15 protein-coding genes, 1 rRNA gene and 2 pseudogenes are annotated in these 19327 nt (G+C 58.5%); 2 read left to right on the plus strand and 16 right to left on the minus strand.

The features are described from left to right. The 5 genes from SD70_RS29845 to gpr form a co-directional block, all read right to left on the minus strand. Positions 1–189: ribosomal RNA gene (locus SD70_RS29845) — 16S ribosomal RNA — on the minus strand; the annotation flags it as partial. 350 nt (positions 190–539) lie between these two features. Continuing rightward, a complete protein-coding gene (lepA, locus tag SD70_RS29850) occupies positions 540–2354 on the minus strand; it encodes a translation elongation factor 4 (protein WP_041052205.1) in 1815 nt (604 codons plus the stop codon). 77 nt (positions 2355–2431) lie between these two features. Then, positions 2432–2815 (minus strand): hypothetical protein, encoded by a 384-nt coding sequence (locus SD70_RS29855; RefSeq protein WP_041052207.1) that lies wholly within the window; start codon positions 2813–2815, stop codon positions 2432–2434. Between the two features lie 29 nt (positions 2816–2844). Continuing rightward, entirely contained in the window at positions 2845–4050 is a 1206-nt protein-coding gene (spoIIP, locus tag SD70_RS29860) for a stage II sporulation protein P (RefSeq protein WP_041052209.1), read from the minus strand. Between the two features lie 152 nt (positions 4051–4202). After that, the gene (gpr, locus tag SD70_RS29865) at positions 4203–5204 is read right to left on the minus strand and encodes a GPR endopeptidase (RefSeq protein WP_041052210.1); all 1002 of its coding nucleotides are present in this window, start codon (positions 5202–5204) and stop codon (positions 4203–4205) included. Between the two features lie 167 nt (positions 5205–5371). Here gpr and rpsT point away from each other — a divergent pair, with 167 nt between their 5' ends. Beyond that, the gene (gene rpsT, locus SD70_RS29870; protein ID WP_041052211.1) at positions 5372–5638 is read left to right on the plus strand and encodes a 30S ribosomal protein S20; all 267 of its coding nucleotides are present in this window, start codon (positions 5372–5374) and stop codon (positions 5636–5638) included. A 63-nt stretch (positions 5639–5701) separates the two neighbouring features. Here the strand turns inward: rpsT and holA are convergent. The 8 genes and pseudogenes from holA to SD70_RS34285 form a co-directional block, all read right to left on the minus strand. Further along, a pseudogene (gene holA, locus SD70_RS29875) lies at positions 5702–6744 on the minus strand (DNA polymerase III subunit delta). 222 nt (positions 6745–6966) lie between these two features. Next, a complete protein-coding gene (locus SD70_RS29880; protein ID WP_041052212.1) occupies positions 6967–7848 on the minus strand; it encodes a hypothetical protein in 882 nt (293 codons plus the stop codon). Positions 7849–7856: 8 nt separating this feature from the next. Beyond that, on the minus strand, positions 7857–8201 hold the full coding sequence (locus SD70_RS29885) for an anti-sigma factor family protein (protein WP_041052214.1): 345 nt from the start codon (positions 8199–8201) through the stop codon (positions 7857–7859). Further along, a complete protein-coding gene (locus SD70_RS29890; RefSeq protein ID WP_041052216.1) occupies positions 8198–8746 on the minus strand; it encodes an RNA polymerase sigma factor in 549 nt (182 codons plus the stop codon). Before SD70_RS29890 ends, SD70_RS29885 begins: the two co-directional genes overlap by 4 nt. A 144-nt stretch (positions 8747–8890) precedes the next feature. Next, the gene (locus SD70_RS29895) at positions 8891–11407 is read right to left on the minus strand and encodes a DNA internalization-related competence protein ComEC/Rec2 (RefSeq protein WP_052488056.1); all 2517 of its coding nucleotides are present in this window, start codon (positions 11405–11407) and stop codon (positions 8891–8893) included. A 90-nt stretch (positions 11408–11497) separates the two neighbouring features. Then, the gene (locus SD70_RS29900; protein WP_041052221.1) at positions 11498–12007 is read right to left on the minus strand and encodes a deoxycytidylate deaminase; all 510 of its coding nucleotides are present in this window, start codon (positions 12005–12007) and stop codon (positions 11498–11500) included. 20 nt (positions 12008–12027) lie between these two features. Beyond that, positions 12028–13319, minus strand: a pseudogene (locus SD70_RS29905) (homocysteine synthase). 79 nt (positions 13320–13398) lie between these two features. Continuing rightward, positions 13399–13998 carry a ComEA family DNA-binding protein gene (locus SD70_RS34285; RefSeq protein WP_052488057.1) on the minus strand — a complete coding sequence of 200 codons (600 nt, stop codon included), beginning with the start codon at positions 13996–13998 and terminating at the stop codon, positions 13399–13401. A gap of 163 nt (positions 13999–14161) precedes the next feature. Here SD70_RS34285 and comER point away from each other — a divergent pair, with 163 nt between their 5' ends. Continuing rightward, positions 14162–14992 carry a late competence protein ComER gene (gene comER, locus SD70_RS29915; RefSeq protein ID WP_041052218.1) on the plus strand — a complete coding sequence of 277 codons (831 nt, stop codon included), beginning with the start codon at positions 14162–14164 and terminating at the stop codon, positions 14990–14992. A gap of 102 nt (positions 14993–15094) precedes the next feature. On the opposite strand, the gene leuS is transcribed toward comER, so the two are convergent. The 3 genes from leuS to SD70_RS29930 all read right to left on the minus strand — a co-directional run bounded on the left by leuS (position 15095) and on the right by SD70_RS29930 (position 19189). Further along, positions 15095–17551, minus strand: coding sequence for a leucine--tRNA ligase (gene leuS / locus SD70_RS29920; protein ID WP_041052219.1), 2457 nt, complete (start codon positions 17549–17551; stop codon positions 15095–15097). A gap of 405 nt (positions 17552–17956) precedes the next feature. Further along, on the minus strand, positions 17957–18349 hold the full coding sequence (locus SD70_RS29925) for a VOC family protein (protein ID WP_156158270.1): 393 nt from the start codon (positions 18347–18349) through the stop codon (positions 17957–17959). Positions 18350–18424: 75 nt separating this feature from the next. Beyond that, complete coding sequence (locus SD70_RS29930; protein ID WP_041052220.1) at positions 18425–19189, minus strand: class I SAM-dependent DNA methyltransferase; 765 nt, start codon at positions 19187–19189, stop codon at positions 18425–18427. Positions 19190–19327: the final 138 nt, after the last annotated feature.

A 19327-nucleotide genomic window follows, 5' to 3' on the forward strand; every position in this document is an offset into this window, starting at 1 on the left:
TGCGAGAAGACCAGCTATCCGGTCTTAGCTACCGTTTCCGGTAGTTATCCCGGTCTTACAGGCAGGTTGCCTACGTGTTACTCACCCGTCCGCCGCTAAGCGAGCCCCGAAGGACTCACTCCGCTCGACTTGCATGTATTAGGCACGCCGCCAGCGTTCGTCCTGAGCCAGGATCAAACTCTCCAATAAAGTTTGAAACACTTGCTCATAAGAAACACTTGCGTGTTGTTTTCTTGCGAAAACCTCTCACTCGTCATTCAGTTTTCAAGGAGCAATCCGCGACGCTTTCGATAAGCGAAGATATCGAAAATCGCCGGAAATCCGTGACTGTCGAAACAGCCGGAACTACATATTAGCACGTTTGCCGCCCTGATTGCAACTGCCAACTTTTATCAAGTTTTGTTGTTTGGCCGAGGCGGTTAACCCCTCCGTCAGAAGCGACGTTGATTAATATACCACGTACAAAGAACGAGCGCAAGTAGCTTTTTCAGGGAATTGATAACAATGCAAAACGCGGGCGAAGACGCCCGCGTCATCATCTATTCGTCAATTCTCAGCACGGCCATGAACGCTTCCTGCGGCACCTCGACGGAGCCGACCTGCTTCATCCGCTTCTTGCCTTCTTTCTGTTTCTCCAGCAGCTTCCGTTTGCGCGAAATGTCGCCGCCGTAGCACTTGGCGAGTACGTTTTTGCGCATCGCCTTGATCGTCTCGCGCGCCACTACCTTTTGCCCGATGGCGGCCTGGATCGGCACCTCGAACATTTGCCGCGGGATCAAATCTTTGAGCTTCTCGCAAATGATTTTGCCGCGCTGATAAGCCCGGTCGCGGTGCACGATGAACGACAATGCGTCGACCTGCTCGCCGTTCAGCAAAATGTCCATTTTGACCAGCTTGGACTGCTTGTAGCCGGACAGCTCGTAGTCGAACGACGCATAGCCCTTCGTGCTCGATTTGAGCTGGTCGAAGAAATCGTACACGATTTCCGACAGCGGCATGTCGTAAGTGAGCGTGACGCGGTTCGTATCCAGATACTCCATGTTGATAAACTCGCCGCGCTTGCCCTGGCAAAGCTCCATAATAGCGCCGACAAAATTGTTAGGAACGATGATGGATGCTTTCACGAAAGGCTCTTCAACGTATTCGATTTTTCCCGGCTCCGGAAAATTGGACGGGTTGTCGATTTCCAGCACGTCCCCGTTCGTCAGCGTAACGCGGAACACAACGCTGGGAGCCGTCGTAATCAAAGGAATATTGAATTCGCGTTCGATGCGCTCCTGAATGATCTCCATATGAAGCAAGCCGAGAAAGCCGCAGCGGAACCCGAAACCGAGCGCAGAGGACGTCTCCGGCTCATAGCGCAGCGAAGCGTCGTTGAGCTCAAGCTTCTCGAGCGCTTCGCGCAAATCGTTGTAATCCGACGTTTCGATCGGATACAGACCGCAGAACACCATCGGATTGATGCGCCGATAGCCAGGCAACGGCTCTTCCGCGGGATTTTTGGCGTCGGTGACCGTATCGCCTACGCGCGTATCGCCTACGTTTTTGATACCGGCTACGATGAATCCGACGTCGCCTACGTTCAGTTCGTCGATGATGGTCATGCGCGGCTTGAACGCTCCGACTTCGATGACCTCGAACGTTTTGTTCGTGGCCATCATTTTGATTTTGGAGCCGGCCCGGATGGAACCGTCAACAACGCGCACGTACACGATAACGCCTTTATAAGCGTCGTAGTGGGAATCGAAGATGAGCGCCTTGAGCGGCTTTTCGGGATCGCCGGCCGGCGCCGGCACTTTGCGGCAAATTTGCTCCAAAATGTCCTTGATCCCGATGCCGGCTTTCGCCGAGGCGAGCACCGCCTCGCTGGCGTCAAGGCCGATCACTTCCTCGATCTCGTTCTTGACCTTCTCCGGATCGGCGCTCGGCAAATCGATCTTGTTGATGACCGGCAAAATTTCCAGGTTGTTGTCCAGCGCCAGGTACACGTTCGCCAGCGTTTGCGCCTCGATGCCCTGCGCCGCGTCCACGACGAGGAGCGCTCCTTCGCAAGCGGCCAAGCTGCGCGACACCTCGTACGTAAAGTCGACGTGTCCGGGCGTATCGATCAAATTCAAAATATATTGTTCGCCGTCATCGGCTGTGTAATTCAAACGTACGGCCTGCAGCTTGATCGTGATGCCGCGCTCGCGCTCCAGATCCATCTGATCGAGCACCTGCTCCTGCATTTCGCGGGAAGACAAAGCCCCCGTATATTCGAGAATGCGGTCGGCCAGCGTCGATTTGCCGTGGTCGATATGCGCGATGATGGAGAAGTTGCGGATTTTCTGTTGCCTTGCCTTTATGTCCGTCATGGTTACCCCCACAAGCATTCAAATGTATATATTATAGCAGTTGCGGGGGGACGCGTAAACTTGGCCGTTTATAACGTTCAGCCGATGAGCGAGCTGAAAAACGACACAACGAGCCGGATCGTATGGTGAGCGGCGATCTGAAGCAAATCGCCAACCTTGTTCCCGACATAATTCAGCGCTTCGTCGCGGTCGGCACGAACCGGATCCGGCTTCGGCGGCGCGGGCGGAGCCGCCGTCCCCGGGGCAAGTGCGGGAGTCGCCGCCGCGGCGCGGGAAGCCGGCGCGGGGCCGGCGCGGACAGGCTGTACCGGGACAGCCGTCCTTACGGCGCCGGAAGGGCCGGCCGGCGGCTGCGGGCCCTGGATCCGCTCCATCCCCCGGTTCGCGATGTCGACGCCGAAAAAGATGCAGAAACCGACGAGCAGCACGAACATCGCCATTCTCGTATAAAATCTTCGCATCGGTCGTTCCTCCTCCCGGCCTCCGCCGGCTATGACGTCTTCTTCGCATTGCGCTCCGGGCTGTCGACCTTTTGCGCGTTCAAAATCACCTGCGAGATCGCTTCGGCCAAAGCATCCGTCGTCCGGTAGCATTCGTCCAAGCTGTTGTAAGGACCGCCAACCTCGATCAGAATGCTGTTTGGGGAAAACGACTGGTTGTACTCGCCGTTGCCTTCGTTCGCCGTCTTGGCATGAATGCCTTTGGACAGGCCCGGATATTTGGCTTCCAGCGCTTCGTGGATTTGGTTCGCGAACTGCTCGTTCTGCTTCCAGTTCGGGTTTTTCGCGCCGATGATGAAGTACACTTGCGCATAAGTTTTGCCGCCGATCGTCGCCGTCGTCTTGTCGCGGTCCTGCGAATCGCGATGGATGTCAAAGTAATATTTCAGGTCCGGATGAGCCGCGGACGCTTCCTGCAGCGTCTTCAGCGAATATTTGTACGAATACGGATAGCGGAAGTCCTTGACCGTCGCCGTCGAATAAATTTTGTCGGAATGAACGGCGCCGATCCCGTCTTTCTCCAGATTTTGCGCAAGGCGGGCGCCGACGAGAGTGACGTTGACTTTGTCGTCGTAGGCTTCGTCCGGATTTTTCACGTTCGGCAGCTCCGGCAAATACGATTCCGTACTGTGCGATTGATAGATGAAGGCGACGTTCGCTCCGGCCGTAGCGGGGGGCTTGGCCGCAGGCACCGGCTCGGGTGCCGGGGGTTGCGCTTGCGCCGTTTGGCCCAGTTTGTCGATCACGCTTTTCGGCGGCCCTTGGTCTTCGGGCTCGGACATGTTCGCCGCCTGCCCGGGCCGCAGCACGACCGTTTTGCCCGGAGCAAAGCCCGGCACTTCGCGCGCGATGAGCGTACGCGGATCTTGCGGGTTGAGGTCGGTCAGCATGCGGAACACGAAGCTGAACACGTTGCGCTGCGAGAATGTCCCCTGGCCTTCCTTCTGAAAATGCGGCACCTCCATGCCCACCAAATCGGCAAAAAAGCCGCTCGTCACGGCCGCAGCGAGCCCTTTCATCGGCGTCACCGGCGACGATGTGTCGTAGCGCGCCTTGAGCTGCGTGCCGATGCCGAGCAAGGCGAAAAACAGCGCCGTGACGGCGAGCAGCAAGCCGATGACCCGACTTAGTAGACCGACGTTTTGCAAAGTTCTGCGAATTCGGCTGAGATTGACGACGACTGCCGGCCATTTCATACGGAAATTCCTCCTTGAAGCGAGTCTGAGTAACGAAACTATTACTAGACTCTATGAGAGGATGCCGAAAACTAGAACCGCAATTTCAATAGAAAAAGCCCCCGATGCGCTTGATAGCGCTCGGAGGCTTGCGGCAGCCGGCGCGGCCGGTTTTAGTGGGTAAACGCCGCGACGTTGCTGGCGTCTATCGCTTCGTGCAGCGCCGCGTTCAGGCCGCTGGCGATAATATTGGCGATATCTTCTATAAACTGGTCGATTTCTTTTGGCGTCACAAGCAGGTCGTGGCCGAGCGGTCCGAGCACTTCGCGCACGAGCTGGAGCCGCTCGTTTTCGTGCATGTTGTCCAATAGTCCGAGAATTTGGCTCGTGTTGGCGGTTTGCTTCTGGAAGTGGTGATGCATCATGTCGAGCGCGCTATTGATAATGGTGGATGCGTAAACGACCGTCGGCACGCCGATCGCGACGACCGGTACGCCCAGCGTTTGCATCGTCAGCCCTTTGCGCTTGTTGCCGATGCCGGAGCCCGGATGGATGCCGGTGTCGGCAATCTGGATCGTCGTGTTGACGCGTTCCAGCGATTTGGAGGCCAATGCGTCGATGGCGATGACGAGTTCGGGGCGCGATTTTTCCACGATGCCCTGCACGATTTCGCTGCTTTCGATGCCTGTCGTGCCGAGCACGCCGGGAGCGACGGCGCTGACCGAGCGGTAGCCGGGGCTCACCTGATCGGGCATCAGTTCGAAGTAATGGCGGGTAACCATCACATTTTCGACGACCATCGGCCCAAGCGCATCCGGCGTCACGTTCCAGTTGCCCAGGCCGATGACCAGCACTTTGGCGTCAGGTCCGATGCCAATGCGCTTCAGGAAAGAAGAAAACTCCTGCGCGAACTTCGTCGCCACGCGATCTTGCAAATCGCTGTCCTTGTTCCGCAGCGCGGGCACCTCGAGCGTTATGTAATGTCCGGGCAGCTTGCCGATCGCCTGCGAGCCTTCGGCGCTAGTAATGCTGATCTTGGTGACGCGAATGCCCTCTTCTTCATACGTATCGGATTCGACTCCCGGGATCGGCCGCATGTCTGAACCGCCCGCCAGCTCGCGCGCTTCCAGAGCAAGGTCGGTTCGAGAGGAATACTGCTTCAGCTCCAGTTCCATAGCTGCTCTCCTTTCGGCTATCGTCTGAACGTTATTGTGCGGCATCCGGCGGCGAGTTATGCGGCTCGGTATTGCTTTTTGCCTATTGGCGTGCTAGAATATCTAAAGTTGTCAATTGGCTCCGACTGGGGCCATCGATTGTGTTTGTCAGTAGGAGGTGAACGTGAATGCCGAATATTAAGTCCGCAATTAAACGCGTAAAAGTTAGCGAAAAGCGCCGCCTGCGCAACGCATCGCAGAAATCCGCGCTCCGCACGGCCGTGAAAGCTGCTGAGGTAGCTATTACCGGAAACGCTGAATCCGCACAAGAGGCGCTCGTCCTGGCTGCGAAGAAGCTGGACAAAGCCGCTTCCAAAGGATTAATCCATAAAAACGCAGCAAACCGCAAAAAATCCCGTTTGGCGAAGAAGCTGAACGAATTGGCGAAGGCGTAAAGCACAGGGAAAAAGTCCAATTCTCCGAATAATCGGCGAATTGGACTTTTTTTGTTGTTCTCGTTATGCGGCGAGGCCGAGCAAAAACAGCTCGAGCCCCAGCACCTTATCGACGCCGCCGCTCTTCATTTTGTAATCGAGATCGGCGAGCTGCGATAAGATGCGGCTAAGTTTGGCCGTATCGTATTTGCGCGTCTGGCCGTCGGCCAGCTTTACCGCGTACGGATGCAGGCCGATTTGCGAAGCGATCTGCTGATGGGAATAGCCTTGCTGCGCGAGCTCCTTCACCTGCAGCAGGATGCGGAACTGGCGGGCAAGCAGAGCGACGATTTTAATCGGCTCCTCCTTTTGCTTCAGCAGCTCGTCGAGCGTCGCCAAAGCTTTGTCGAGACGCATTTGGACGATATCCTCAATGAGCAGGAATACGTTCTGTTCGGCGCTTCGCGCCACAAGTTCATCTACGTGCGCCAGCGCGGCGCGGCCGCCTTCGCCGACGAACAGCGACAGCTTCTCCAGCTCGCTCTGAATCGCCTGCAGCTGGCCGCCAGTATACAGCACAAGCTGCTCCGCGGCGCCAGGCTCGAATGAAAAGCGGCGGCGAGCCGCCTGGTCTTGCAACCATTTGGTCAAGTCGTCGCCCGTCAAAGGCAGGCAAGGGATAAGGCGTCCGCCTCCTTGAGCGATTTGACGATCTTTTTCCGCTCGTCGAGCTTGTCCGCTTGGACGGTAAAAATGAGCACCGTATAATCGACCGGAGCCTTCAAGTAGGCGGCAAGCCGGTCCAGATCGTGCTCGGCTTTGCCGGTATCTTTAGCCCCGGTGAACATGGCCGCGTTTTTGGCGATGACGATTTTGCGCTCGGCCATGAACGGCAGCGTTTCCACGTCTTCGACGACGGCCTCGACCGGAGTTTCGTGCAAGTCGAATTTGCTGACGGCAAACTCGCGCTGATCGGGGTCCACCAGCTTGCCCGTTATCGCGGCAATCAATTCGTTCATTAAATAAACTTCGGGACCGTAGCATACGTAGACGGGAGCGATCGTGCCCGCCGATATCGCCTTCAGCGCTTTTCTCCATTCCATCCTGCTTTTCCACCTCCCTCCCATCTTACCAACGCAAAAGGACCGCGTCAAAGCCTTCCGGCTTTCGACACAGTCCTTCTGCCCTGTACAGGCGGTAGAAGCGCTCCCTGCTTGGAGCTCATCTATTTAAACACCGGGAAGCGGCTCTAGAAACCGGCTTCCCGAATGATCGAGCGGCTATGCGCTCCATCTGTTTCGTTACTTCAGGATACGCGCCCGCCCGGTTATCCGTACGTTGTCCGAACGTTATTTTTGAGCTGCGGACGTCTTCGTTTCCGTTTTTGCCGCCGTATCGAGCACCACGTCGTCTGCGCCGCTCTGATGCTGGACATGATAGGTCACTTTGCCGTCGTCGCTGAAGCCGACTAGCGAAATCACGTCCGTTTGCGACCAGCTGTACGTCGAGGTCATGACGGTGGCGCCGGTATCCGTTGTCCGGACGACGACCTTCAGGTCCTCGACGGAGGCGACGAGCTTCCCGTCAGGTGACTTGAGCGTCGCCGGTGCCGGCGACGGGGCGGCCAACGTGGACATTGGGCCGTTTTGCTGCGGTGCGGCGGTTATCCCCTTCAAATGGGGTGTCGGAGCAGGCTGCGCGTCGGCGCTGGCATCGGCCCCCGCCTTATCTTGCGCCGGTGCCGGTGCGGAGCCAGCGGAGGCGACCGGCTGAGACGGGTTCGTTCCCGTGCCGCCGTCTGCGGCCGATGGAGCGGCAGCCGGCTTTTGGCCGCCATCGGAGCCGGCCGACGACTGTTCCGGCGAAGATATCGCCACGCCGCGATTGCTGCCGCTGCCCGCTTGTGCGAGCGGCTCTTGCGCTGGCGATTGCGGTGCTGTCCGCGCCGTCCCGCCTGCTTGCGGCTGCGCCTGCGGTGCTGCAGCCGGCGCAGCTGCCGACGGTGTCGTCTTGGCGTTCGCCTGATCCATAACCTTCATGTCCGCTGCCGGAGCGCTCGCGTTGGCGCTCGGGCCTGCGTCCTTTTTTGCGGCCGCACCTCCGGCATTCGCAGCGGCTCCCGACTTGGCGTCAAAATGCTTGCTGTTCTCCGCTGCCCCGGAAGCGGCGCTTTTCATGGCGACGGACGGGGTGAGCAAGTTTTGCTCTTTCATAATAAAAAGGCCGATCATGGCCGCCGCTACGGCAACGCCGCTAGCCAGCTTCCAAGAGGCGAAAATCCGGCGTGTCCGAGGGATGCCGCGTGCAGGAGCGGCTGCGGCCGGTTCTTGGGCCGCCGTTTCCTCAAGCGTCCCCGGCAGCGGTCCAGCTCGGCAAGCTGCGGCATTATCGCATCCACCAAGCTGTACGCCGGCGTCACTTTCGGCAGCTGGGACAGCTCGCTGTCAAGCCGCTGCAGCCGGTCGAACAGGCCGGAGCATTCCGCGCATTGCACCAAGTGCTCTTTCAGCTCCCGCTCCTCGGTATCGCTCAAGTCATGATCCAAGTATCGCTGCATCAGTTCTACCTGCTCATGGCATGTCATCCCCGAACACCTCCTTTCTCATAATCGCGCAGCAACGTCTGCAGCTGCTGACGGGCTCTGAACAAATACGACTTCACCGTGTTCAGCGGCAGCTGCAGCGATTCCGCGATTTCATTGTAAGAGAAATCGTGCAAATAGCGCAGTACGACGACAGAACGATGGTGCTCCGGCAGCCGGTCGATCGCCTCGCGCACCGCTTGCGACAAGTCGCCGGCAAGGATTTCGTCTTCGACGTTAGCCGGGGCGATAAACGTCATCTCGTGCTCGTCGATCGAAACGGTCGGTTTCGCCTTACGGAACTTATCGATGCAAATATTCGTTACGATGCGCTGCACCCACGTTTTGAACAGCGCTTTTTCTTCATAGGATTGAATTTTCGTATAAATGCGCAGAAGAGCTTCTTGCGACGCGTCCATTGCATCCTGCTCGTTGCCGAGCATATAAAAAGCCGTACGGTATACGTGCGTCTCAATTTCTCGCAAAAGAGTCAGCAGCGCTTCGCGATCGCCCGACTGAGCGGCTCTCACCAGTTCGGGAGCTACCACCGGGATCCCCCTCTCTTGCAACCTTATTAACGTTGGATCGTGTCCGAAGGTTGCATTCAGGTTCCTCAAAAATTTTTCTCTACTAGCATAGCAAAAAAAGACCGCCCGGTACATAACACAACAGTGGTCTTTTTTGCCTGAATCCTAATTATTTTTAAGCTTCGTCTCAAAGCGAAATTGCTGCGGAGCGACAACGAACCGCACGCCGCCGCTCAGGTCGGTGCGGACCGCGGGAATGCGGGCCGTCCACAAACGCTGCAGCACAACTCCGGATGGATGCCCGTAGCTGTTGCGGGCTCCGACAGAAATGACGGCGAGCTGGGGGCGCCAGCGGTCGAGCCAGGCGGAAGTCGTCGACGTTTTGCTGCCATGATGGGCGATTTTCATGACGTCTATCGGGGCGGTTGGCGTCGTCGATACTGCGGGAGAGTGGAGGATATCCTCCTCTTCCGGCGCTTCCATGTCTCCTGTAAACAGAAAGCGGCGTCCGTACAGTTCCAGTGTGAACGCGACGGATTCGTTGTTTTGCTTATCGGCAATGCGAAGCTTCTCAGAATTTTCGCCCGGAGCAAGCACCGTCAGCTTCGTTTCCGCGTCCGCCTGCCATACGGAGCCTCGGCGCGCGGGTACGAGCGAGACCCCTCGGTCCAGCAGCGTGCGAAACAGCCGCTCTGCTGTAGCGCCCGGCTTCAGCGTTCCGTTAAACGCAAAGCGGCCGATCGGAATTTGCTCCGCTACGGCTTGCAAGCCGCCGATATGGTCTTGGTCTTCGTGCGTCGCAATGACCATATCGAGCTTGTGCACGCCGCGCTGCTGCAGCAGCGGGACGACGACGCTGCGCCCCACTTCGAACGGATTGCGGCGTTCTTTCCAGTCATCGACTGGTTTGCGAAAGCTCAGCGTCCCTCCGCCGTCAACGAGAATATACTTGCGGGAAGGTGTTCGGATAAGCGCGGCGTCACCTTGCCCGACGTCGAGAAATTCGACCGTGGCGGTGCGGCTGAAGCGATCCGGCGTGTAGCCGTAAACGAGCAGCAGCGCAAGCGCGGCTGCGCAGGCGGCGACAGGCCACACGGAAGGCTGCGCTGCGGTGCCGGGAGGCGGTTCGTAGTCGCGTGGAGCGAACCGGCGGGTCAGGGCGGCAAGCAGAAGCGCCAGCGTCGCGAAATACGCCGCAATCCAGAGCGGCGACGGCGTAGGCCAAATCAGCTGAAAGCCGTCCACAGCGGCAAGCCGGTCGATCGCCCAAAGCGTCCAGCGGCTGAGGAAGCCCGTCAACGCCCCGCTCACGCGGCCAAGCGGCATCCAAACGAGCCCGAGCAGCAGCGAGACGAGAGAAGCCGGAAACAGCAGCGTCCCGAATACGGGGACGAACAGCGCATTAGCGAGCCATGACAGCAACGAGAACACATTGAAGTAATAGACAGTGATCGGAAAAGAGACGAGCTGCGATACGATTGTGATCGCCGCCGCTTGGCGGAGCGCTTCTTTGCGGATCGGCAGCAGACGCGCGATGCGAGGCACTCCGGCCAGCAGCGCAGCCGTAATGGCGAACGTCAGCTGGAAGCCGACATCGTACAAATAATACGGCTCCCATACGAGCATCGCCCAAGCCGCCAGAGCCGCCAAATGGAGCCCGTCCTTCAACCATCCGCGGCGGGCCGCATACAAAGCCATCATGGACATGATGCCGGCCCGGACGATGGACGGAGAAGCCCCGGTAAGCAGCACGTAACCGGGCATCGCCGCGATGCCGACAAGCAGCGTCGATTCGCGCGTCAGCCGCAGCCGCTTTAACACGGCGAACAGCAGGCCGAGGAAAATCGCCACGTTCATGCCTGATATGGCGAGTATGTGCGTAAGGCCGAGTTTGGAAAATTGCCGGTATTGCTCAGGATCCATATCTTCCTGCCATCCGATCAGCATGCTCTTCATGAGTCCCGACTGATCCGCAGGGAAAATGCTGTCCATCTTCGCCGCCAGCGCCGCCCGCAGCCGATCGCTCCACAGCAGCAGGCGGTCCGTCCCAAGCTGGCTGCCGGCGGCGCTTCGTTCCACATGCGCGATTCCTTTCACGCTGAGCAGCCAGTGAATATGATGGCGGCGCAAATATTCGCGGTAATCGAAGCCGCCGAAATTGCGGCCCGGCTCCGGCCGCAGCAGTATGCCGCTCACCTCAACGCGATCCGTACGCTCGAATTGCCGCGCCGCTGCCTGCTCTTGCTGCGCAAGCAGCCGTACGTTGACCCGCATACGCTCCCGCAAGGCAATTGGCGTACCCGAGTCGCCTAGCCTCAGCTCATGCGCCTCGAACTCGAACGACGCGCGGTCTCCATCTACATCGACCGGCGACACGATCCGCCCCAACGCCGTCGCTTCTATTCCCGAGAGCGCACCGGTGTCGGTCGCAGCGGCGTCGACTATCGCCGTGACGTTGCGGCCGTCTCGCCATTCGCCATAACCGAAAGCCGCAGCTGCGAGGAGCGGCACTACCAGCATGTTCGCGCGCGGCAGCTTGCACAGCCAAATCGCGGCGGCAGCCATTACGGCACCGAGGGCTATCCATAGCGATGCTGGCCGCGGCAAAACGAACCAAGCCGATCCTGCCGCTGCCGCGCCGACGATCCAAGCGACCGCATACCACAGTAAAGGTCTGCGCACCACTCTCCCCTCCAACGTTCCGCGCAAAAGCACCCCAATCCGGCTGATCCGGATCGAGGTGCTTCCTCGAACTTCCCTATTTGTTACCTGTTAAGGCGTCACATCGGCCTCGGTTCCGGCGGGCGGTTCGTAAGCCGCCAGCTGGCGAAACACAATGCCTTTGCTGCGCATGAGCTCTTGCACCTTGTCGTTGTCCTTTAAATAAGGACGATGAAACACGATTTCCACTACCCCGCTGTTGGCCAGCATATTGGCGCATGTCCAGCATGGCTGATCGGTCACGTAGACGGACGAGCCTTCGCGGTCTTCGCGGTCGGTGAAAAGCAGCAAGTTTTGCTCGGCGTGAATCGTCCGCACGCACCGCTGCTTTTTGACCAGCTCTTCTTTGCCGTCTGCGACGCGAACCTCGTACTCCTCCACAAGCATGCAGCCTGCCTCGGAGCAATCCGGCACGCCCATCGGGGCGCCGTTATAAGCGGTGCCGAGCAGCTTCTTGCCTTGCACGAGCGCCGCCCCGACGTGACGCCGGCTGCACTGCGAGCGGGTAGAAGCCATAAAGGCGATATCCATGAAGTAAGTATCCCAATCTTTGCGCTGCATTCCCATAGCTGTTCCGACCGTTACTTCTGGCTGGCGCGGATCGCCTGATCGAGATCGTAAATAATGTCGTCGATCGCTTCCGTGCCGACGGACAGCCGAATCATGCCCGGGCTAACACCGGCCGCTGCTTGCCCCTCTTCGGAAAGCTGCTGGTGGGTCGTGCTCGCCGGATGAATGATAAGCGACTTCGAGTCGCCGACGTTGGCGAGATGCGAGAATAAACGCACCGCATCGATCACTTTGCGGCCCGCCTGGACTCCGCCTTTAATGCCGAACGTCATAATGGCGCCCTGCCTTTCGGCATATATTTTTGCGCCAGCTCGTAGCTCGGGTGGCTCTTCAGGCCGGCGTAGCTAACCCACTCGACCGCTTCGTGCCGCTCCAGAAACTCGGCTACTTGCAAGGCGTTGGAGCTGTGCCGTTCCATGCGCAAATGAAGCGTCTCCAAGCCTTGCAGCAGCAGGAACGAATTGAACGGCGAGATGGCCGCACCGATGTCGCGCAGAAGCTGAACGCGTGCTTTAATAATGTAGGCGATCGGTCCTACCGCATCCGTGTAGACGACGCCGTGATAGCTTGGATCGGGCTCCGTCAGGCCCGGAAACTTGCCGCTCGCCTTCCAGTCGAACTTGCCGCCGTCGACGATGACGCCGCCGATCGATGTGCCGTGGCCGCCGATGAATTTGGTCGCGGAGTGTACCACGATGTCGGCGCCGTGTTCGATAGGGCGAAGCAAGTACGGGCTCGGAAACGTATTGTCGACGATAAGCGGAATGCCGTGCTCATGGGCGATGGCAGCTACCGCTTCGATGTCGAGCACGTCGCCGCGCGGATTGCCGAGCGTCTCGGCGAAAATGGCTTTCGTCTTGTCGGTTATGGCGTTGCGGAAATTGGCCGGATCGCTTTGATCGACAAACTTGACGGCAATGCCCAGCTTCGGCAGCGTTGTCGAAAACAGGTTGTACGTGCCGCCATACAGGCTGGAGGAAGAGACGATTTCGTCGCCCGCTCCGGCGATGTTCAGCAAGGAGTATGTAATGGCTGCCTGTCCGGATGCCGTAGCAAGCGCAGCCGGGCCTCCCTCCAGGGCGGCGACCCGTTTCTCGAATACATCCGTCGTCGGATTCATGATACGGGTGTAGATGTTGCCGAATTCCTTAAGCGCGAACAAGTTCGCGGCATGATCGGTGTCACGGAATCCGTAAGACGTCGTCTGGTAAAGCGGAACGGCGCGTGCTCCCGTGGTCGGGTCGACTTCTTGGCCGGCATGTACGGCCAGTGTGTCCAAGGACAGCTTGCGTTGCTCTGTCATCCGTTAATCCTCCTTCATATCTTGCTTTCAGGGACCAGCTCTATTATTCTCTCATAATTGCCAACAATTGAAAAGAGAGTTACTCACCTCCGACTTGGAGATATGGGCGCAATTTTTCAAAAACTTTATCGCCGATGCCTTTAACGTCCTTCAGCTGTTCGATGCGGCTGAAACGGCCGAGCCGGGTGCGCAGCTCGACGATCGCTTTCGCCTTGCTCTCGCCGATGCCGGGCAAGTCCATTAGCTGCTCAAGCGTTGCCGCGTTCAGATCAAGGCGGGACTTCGACGACGTCGAAGGTGCTCCGCTCTCCCGCTTCACCTTCGGAGAGGATTGCACGTTCACGGCATCCGGGTTCTTTGCGGAAGGGGAAGCAGCTGCGAATGAAGAACCCAGGGTTTTATCAGACACAGAGTCCGGCTCGGGAGTAAGGATTGCGTCGGCCGCAGCATCGAGTGACAAATCGGACGACGGCTTGGATTCGGCTTCGGTTTCCGCCTTAGACTTCGCATGCTTCTTTTCCGATCCTCGATCCGGCTCCGCCGCTTGCTCCAGCAGCATAGCCATCGCCTCGTTCACCGCTTCCGGCGGCAACGGCTTCGGCCGCAGCAAAGTGCCGCCAAAGGCGGAAGCCGCGCATAACAGTGCTGTGCCAACAATCCATACGACCGTCTTCTTCATTGTTCATGCCCCTTCCTTCGAACCGCATGATTACGTTTTTTTCGAATCATGAAATATTGCCCGCAGGCATATACATGGGAAACAGTAAAGGCAGCTTACCGTCCAATCCGGGCGACGAGCGGTACGCCGAAGGAAACCTAGCTTTGGTGCGGGAGGGTTCTTGATGAAAGCAGCATTCATTGGGACGGGCAGCATGGGAAGCGTATTGATAGAAGCATTCATCCAATCCGGTGCTCTCGGTCCGGAACAAATCGTCGCAAGCAACCGGACAGCAGCCAAAGCTAAGCGGCTCGCCGAACGCTACCCCGGTCTTCTCGTTGCGGCGGGCAACGCGGAAGCGGCTCAGGGCTGCGATCTCGTCTTCCTGTGCGTCAAGCCTTCCGACTACAAACGTGTAGTAGACGAAATCAAAGCGGTAGCACAGCCACAGCAAATCGTCGTCTCGATCACGAGCCCCGTGATGATCCGCCATTTAGAGGCGCAATTGCCGTGCAAAGTGATGAAAATGATTCCCAGCATTACAAACTATGTGCTCGGCGGCGCCACTTTAATGATATTCGGCGGCCGAATGGAGCCGGAAGATAAAGAGCTTATCGAAAATATGCTCAGTCACATTTCGACGCCGATTTGCGTCACTGAAGAGCATACGCGCATTTGCTCCGATTTGTCTTCGGTCGGCCCGGCCTTTCTCTCTTATTTCATACAGCGGTTTGTCGAAGCCGCAGTGGATCGAACCGGCATTCCGTATGAAACAGCGGTGCAGCTGGCGAGCGAAATGGTGCTCGGCACCGGCAAGCTGCTGACGACCGGAGGCTTTAATCCCGTTTCGCTGCAAAAAAGAGTGACCGTACCGGGAGGCATCACGGAAGCGGGCCTGGAGCTAATGAGCAAAGAGATGGACGGCATGTTCGATCTGCTCATTCGGGCGACGCACGCCAAGTACGACGAAGACGTTGAAAAATTCGAAGCCCAGTTTGTCGCTGCGAAGGAGTAACCCAAGCTCCGCACGCTAGATGCAAAAAGCGGCCGCAAGCGCTCAGCAGAGCGATTGCGGCCGCTTCGGTGCTTCCGATAGCGGAATCCAATTTTAATTTGGTTACCCGACTACAATGTTGACGAGCTTGCCTTTTACGGCGATCACTTTGCGCACCGTTTTGCCGGCTGCCAGCTCTTTCACCCGGTCGAGGCCGAGCGCCAGCTCCTGCATCGCCGCTTCCTCGAGATCCGCCGCGATTTTGACGCGGTCGGCGATTTTGCCGTTCACCTGCACCACGATTTCGACTTCGTCGTCGACGGTCCAAGCTTCGTCAAACTGCGGCCACGGCACATACGTGACCGATTCGGTGCCGCCGAGCTTCTCCCACAGCTCTTCGGCGATGTGCGGCGCAATTGGCGACAGCATTTGCACGAAATGCCTCATCGCTTCGAGCGGGAGCGTCTCGGTTTTGTAAGCCTCATTGACGAAAATCATGAGCTGCGAAATCGCCGTGTTGAAGCGAAGCGCCTCAAAATCTTCGGTAATTTTTTTGATCGTGCGGTGCCATGTCCGCTTGAAGGCGTCGCTGCCCGCCGTTTCGGATGCGCTGATGCGCGGGCTCAGCTTTCCGTCTTCGCCGACAAACAGGCGCCAGACGCGGGCGAGGAAGCGGTACGCGCCCTCGACGCCGTTCGTATTCCACGGCTTCGTCGCTTCCAGCGGGCCCATGAACATCTCGTACATGCGCAGCGTATCGGCGCCGTAGGTGGCGACAATATCGTCCGGATTCACGACGTTGCCGCGCGATTTGCTCATTTTCTCCATATTTTCGCCGAGGATCATGCCCTGGTTGACGAGCTTATGGAACGGCTCCTTCGTATCCACGACGCCGATGTCGTACAGCACCTTGTGCCAGAAACGGGCGTACAGCAAATGCAGTACCGCATGCTCGGCGCCGCCGATGTAAAGATCGACCGGCAGCCACTGCTTCTGCTTCTCAGGCGATACGAGCTGCTTGTCGTTGTGCGGGTCGATAAAACGCAAATAGTACCAGCACGAGCCGGCCCACTGCGGCATCGTGTTCGTCTCCCGGCGCGCTTTCCTCCCCGTCTCCGGATCGGTCGTGTTGACCCAGTCGGTTACGTTAGCAAGCGGCGATTCCCCGGTTCCCGACGGCTTGATTTCGTCGACATCCGGCAGCAGCAGCGGCAGCTGGTCCTCCGGCACCGGCTTCATCGTGCCGTCCTCGAGGTGCAAAATCGGTATCGGCTCGCCCCAATACCGCTGTCTGGAAAACAGCCAGTCGCGCAGCCGGTACGTCACTTTGCCCCGGCCCTTGCCTTCCGCTTCCAAGTGTTCGATCATGCGCGCAATCGCGGCTTCATTCGACAGTCCGTTCAGGAACTCCGAATTGACGTGCGGACCGTCGCCGGTGAAAGCCGCCTTGCTGACGTCCCCGCCTTGCACGACCTCGACGATCGGCAAGCCGAATTTTGCCGCGAACTCGTGGTCGCGCTCGTCGTGGCCCGGCACTGCCATAATGGCGCCCGTACCGTAGCCGCCGAGCACGTAGTCGGCGATCCAGATCGGCACTTTCGCGCCGCTGACCGGATTGATCGCATAAGCGCCGGTAAACACGCCGGTTTTATCTTTGGCAAGGTCAGTTCGCTCGAGATCGCTTTTGCGCGCAGCCGCATCGCGGTAATCGCGGACGGCCCCAGCCTGAGCTTCGGTCGTAATGGTGTCGACCAGCTCATGCTCGGGCGCGAGGACGCAGTACGTCGCTCCGAACAGCGTATCGGGCCGAGTCGTGAACACGGTCAAATGTTGCCCCGGATGGCCGTCGACGGCGAATTGCACTTCCGCGCCCTTCGACTTGCCGATCCAGTTGCGCTGCATGTCCTTGATGCTCTCCGTCCAGTCGAGCTCTTCCAGATCTTCAAGCAGACGCTCGGCGTATTCGGTAATTTTCAGCACCCACTGGCGCATCGGTTTGCGGATGACAGGGAAGCCGCCGCGCTCGCTTTTGCCGTCGATGACTTCTTCGTTCGCCAGCACCGTACCGAGCTCCGGACACCAGTTGACCGGCACCTCGTCAACGTAGGCGAGACCGCGCTTGTACAGCTGGATGAAAATCCACTGCGTCCACTTGTAATAGTCCGGATCGGTCGTGCTGATTTCGCGGTCCCAGTCGTAGGAAAAGCCAAGCGACTTGATCTGGCGGCGGAAGTTGTCGATATTTTCCTTCGTAATGTCGCGCGGATGGCGCCCCGTTTGCAGCGCGTACTGCTCCGCCGGCAAGCCGAACGCGTCCCAGCCCATCGGATGCAGCACGTTGTAGCCGCGCATCCGCTTGTAGCGCGACACGATATCGGTCGCCGTGTAGCCCTCCGGATGCCCGACGTGCAGCCCGGCCCCGGACGGGTATGGGAACATATCGAGCGCGTAAAACTTCGGTTTATCCGAATCGTCGGGCGTTTTGAACGTTTTGTGTTCATCCCAGTAGCGCTGCCACTTGGGCTCGAGCGCCTGCGGATTGTAGCCTTGCGAATCTCTCGTTTCCTTGTTGTCGGTCATCCTCGTTCACTCCTCCATAAACATCCAAAAACCTCCCGCCGCCAGCGCATTGTAAACGCTAGGGACGAGAGGTTCTTCCTTCCCGTGGTACCACCCTGCTTAACGACCGACAGCGCGGTAAAAGCTTGCGCGCCGAGGATCGTTCACTCGGAAGCCCGTAACGCGGGCCAAACGGGTCGGCTAAGCGGCTTCGCGCTTCACCTTCCGGCTCCGAGGCGAGTTTCGCCGCGTCCGTATGCCGGCTTGCACCGTGATCGGTGTAACCCGATCCACCGCCGGCTCTCTGCGATACGTCCGTGAGCTACTGCTCCTCTTCTGCGCCATGTTTTGTAAGTCATTATATGTAAAAGGCGCGGGCGTGTCAAGAGAACGGGCATGCGGCCGGCATGCTTTCCGACGGAAACGCTAGTTCACGACGCCGAGTCCGTTCCCGTCCGGATCTTGAAAACCGAAATAGCGCAGCGCATCCGACTGGTAAATCGGCGAAACGTCGACGCCGCGAGCGGCCAATTCGCTATGAACGGCGTCGATATCGGCCGCTTTGAAATTGAAGAAGTGCGTAACGTCGTACCGATTCGGGGGAAACGGCGCCGGCAGAGGGCCGCCGGATTGCACGAGACAAAGCGCGGGAAGGCCCTGTCCGATTTTGAGTACAGCCGCATGCGGCTCGTCCCGGTGCCGGATTTCAAGTCCAAGCACCTCCGTATACCATCGCACCGATCTCGTTAAATCGCTGACCGGCATAAATACGCCATCCACGCCTAAAAATGAGAGCTTGCTCGCGCCGTTTTCGTTCAAGCCGTTTCCTCCTTCGTCCTTCGAACAGACAGTGTGCGTATATTTCGGCGGCAAGGAGGAAACTTCCTCTTTTTTCTATTTGACCGCGCTGAAAAAAGCCCGCTGCGTCCCGGCGTTCGGGGGCTTGTCGAAGAAATCGGCGCAGACGCGGATGTTGCTGAAGCCTGCAGCGGCAAGCTCGCGCTCGAGCCAATCGAGCGGATAAGCGCGCTGCGTGTGCGTTTCCTCGAAGCGGCGGAACAGCCCGGACGGCTCGGCGGCGAAAAAGGTGATGCTGTGTTCGATCTCTAGCCGCCGTTCCTCGTATTCGCACGTCCAGATGTAGGCGATGTCGTCTTCGTCGAGAGTAAACGGCTGGGTCGCAGCATAAGCTTCGAGCTGGCGGGGCGTATGCACATCGAAGGCGAATACGCCGCCGGGCCTCAGCGCTGCATAGGTAGCGCGGAATGTGCGGGCAATGTCATCTTCGTCGGTCAAGTAATTGAGGCAATCGCAAAATGATACAACGGCATCGACCGGCTCAGCCGTCTCCCATTCGCGCATGTCCTGCAGCCGCCATTGCAGAGAGCCGGCTTGGCCGGCCAGCCGCGACTGCCGGTCCCGTTCGTGCTTGTCCCGGGCGACGGCGAGCATATCCTCGGACAGGTCGATGCCGATGACGTCGTAGCCGCGCGCCGCCAACGGGATGGAAAGGCTGCCTGTACCGCAGCCAAGATCGACGACAGTGCGGGGCCGGATGCCGTAAAAGGCCCACGTCCGCTCGGCGAATCGAAGCCAGTCGTCGTAAGGCATTTCTTCCATCAAACGGTCGTACACGTAAGCGAATTGGCGGTATGTCATCGTTTGCAGCACCTCCTTCTAGCGATTGTGGGCACGTGGGAGTGCGTGGTAAGGCGTTGTTAGGGCTGCTGTTGTTGGGCTTGCTGTTGTTGGGCTTGCTGTTGTTGGGCTTGCTGTTGTTGGGCTTGCTGTTGTTGG

Origin of the sequence: Gordoniibacillus kamchatkensis (genome assembly GCF_000829455.1) — a bacterium.
Classification (GTDB): Bacteria; Bacillota; Bacilli; order Paenibacillales; family NBRC-103111; genus Gordoniibacillus; species Gordoniibacillus kamchatkensis.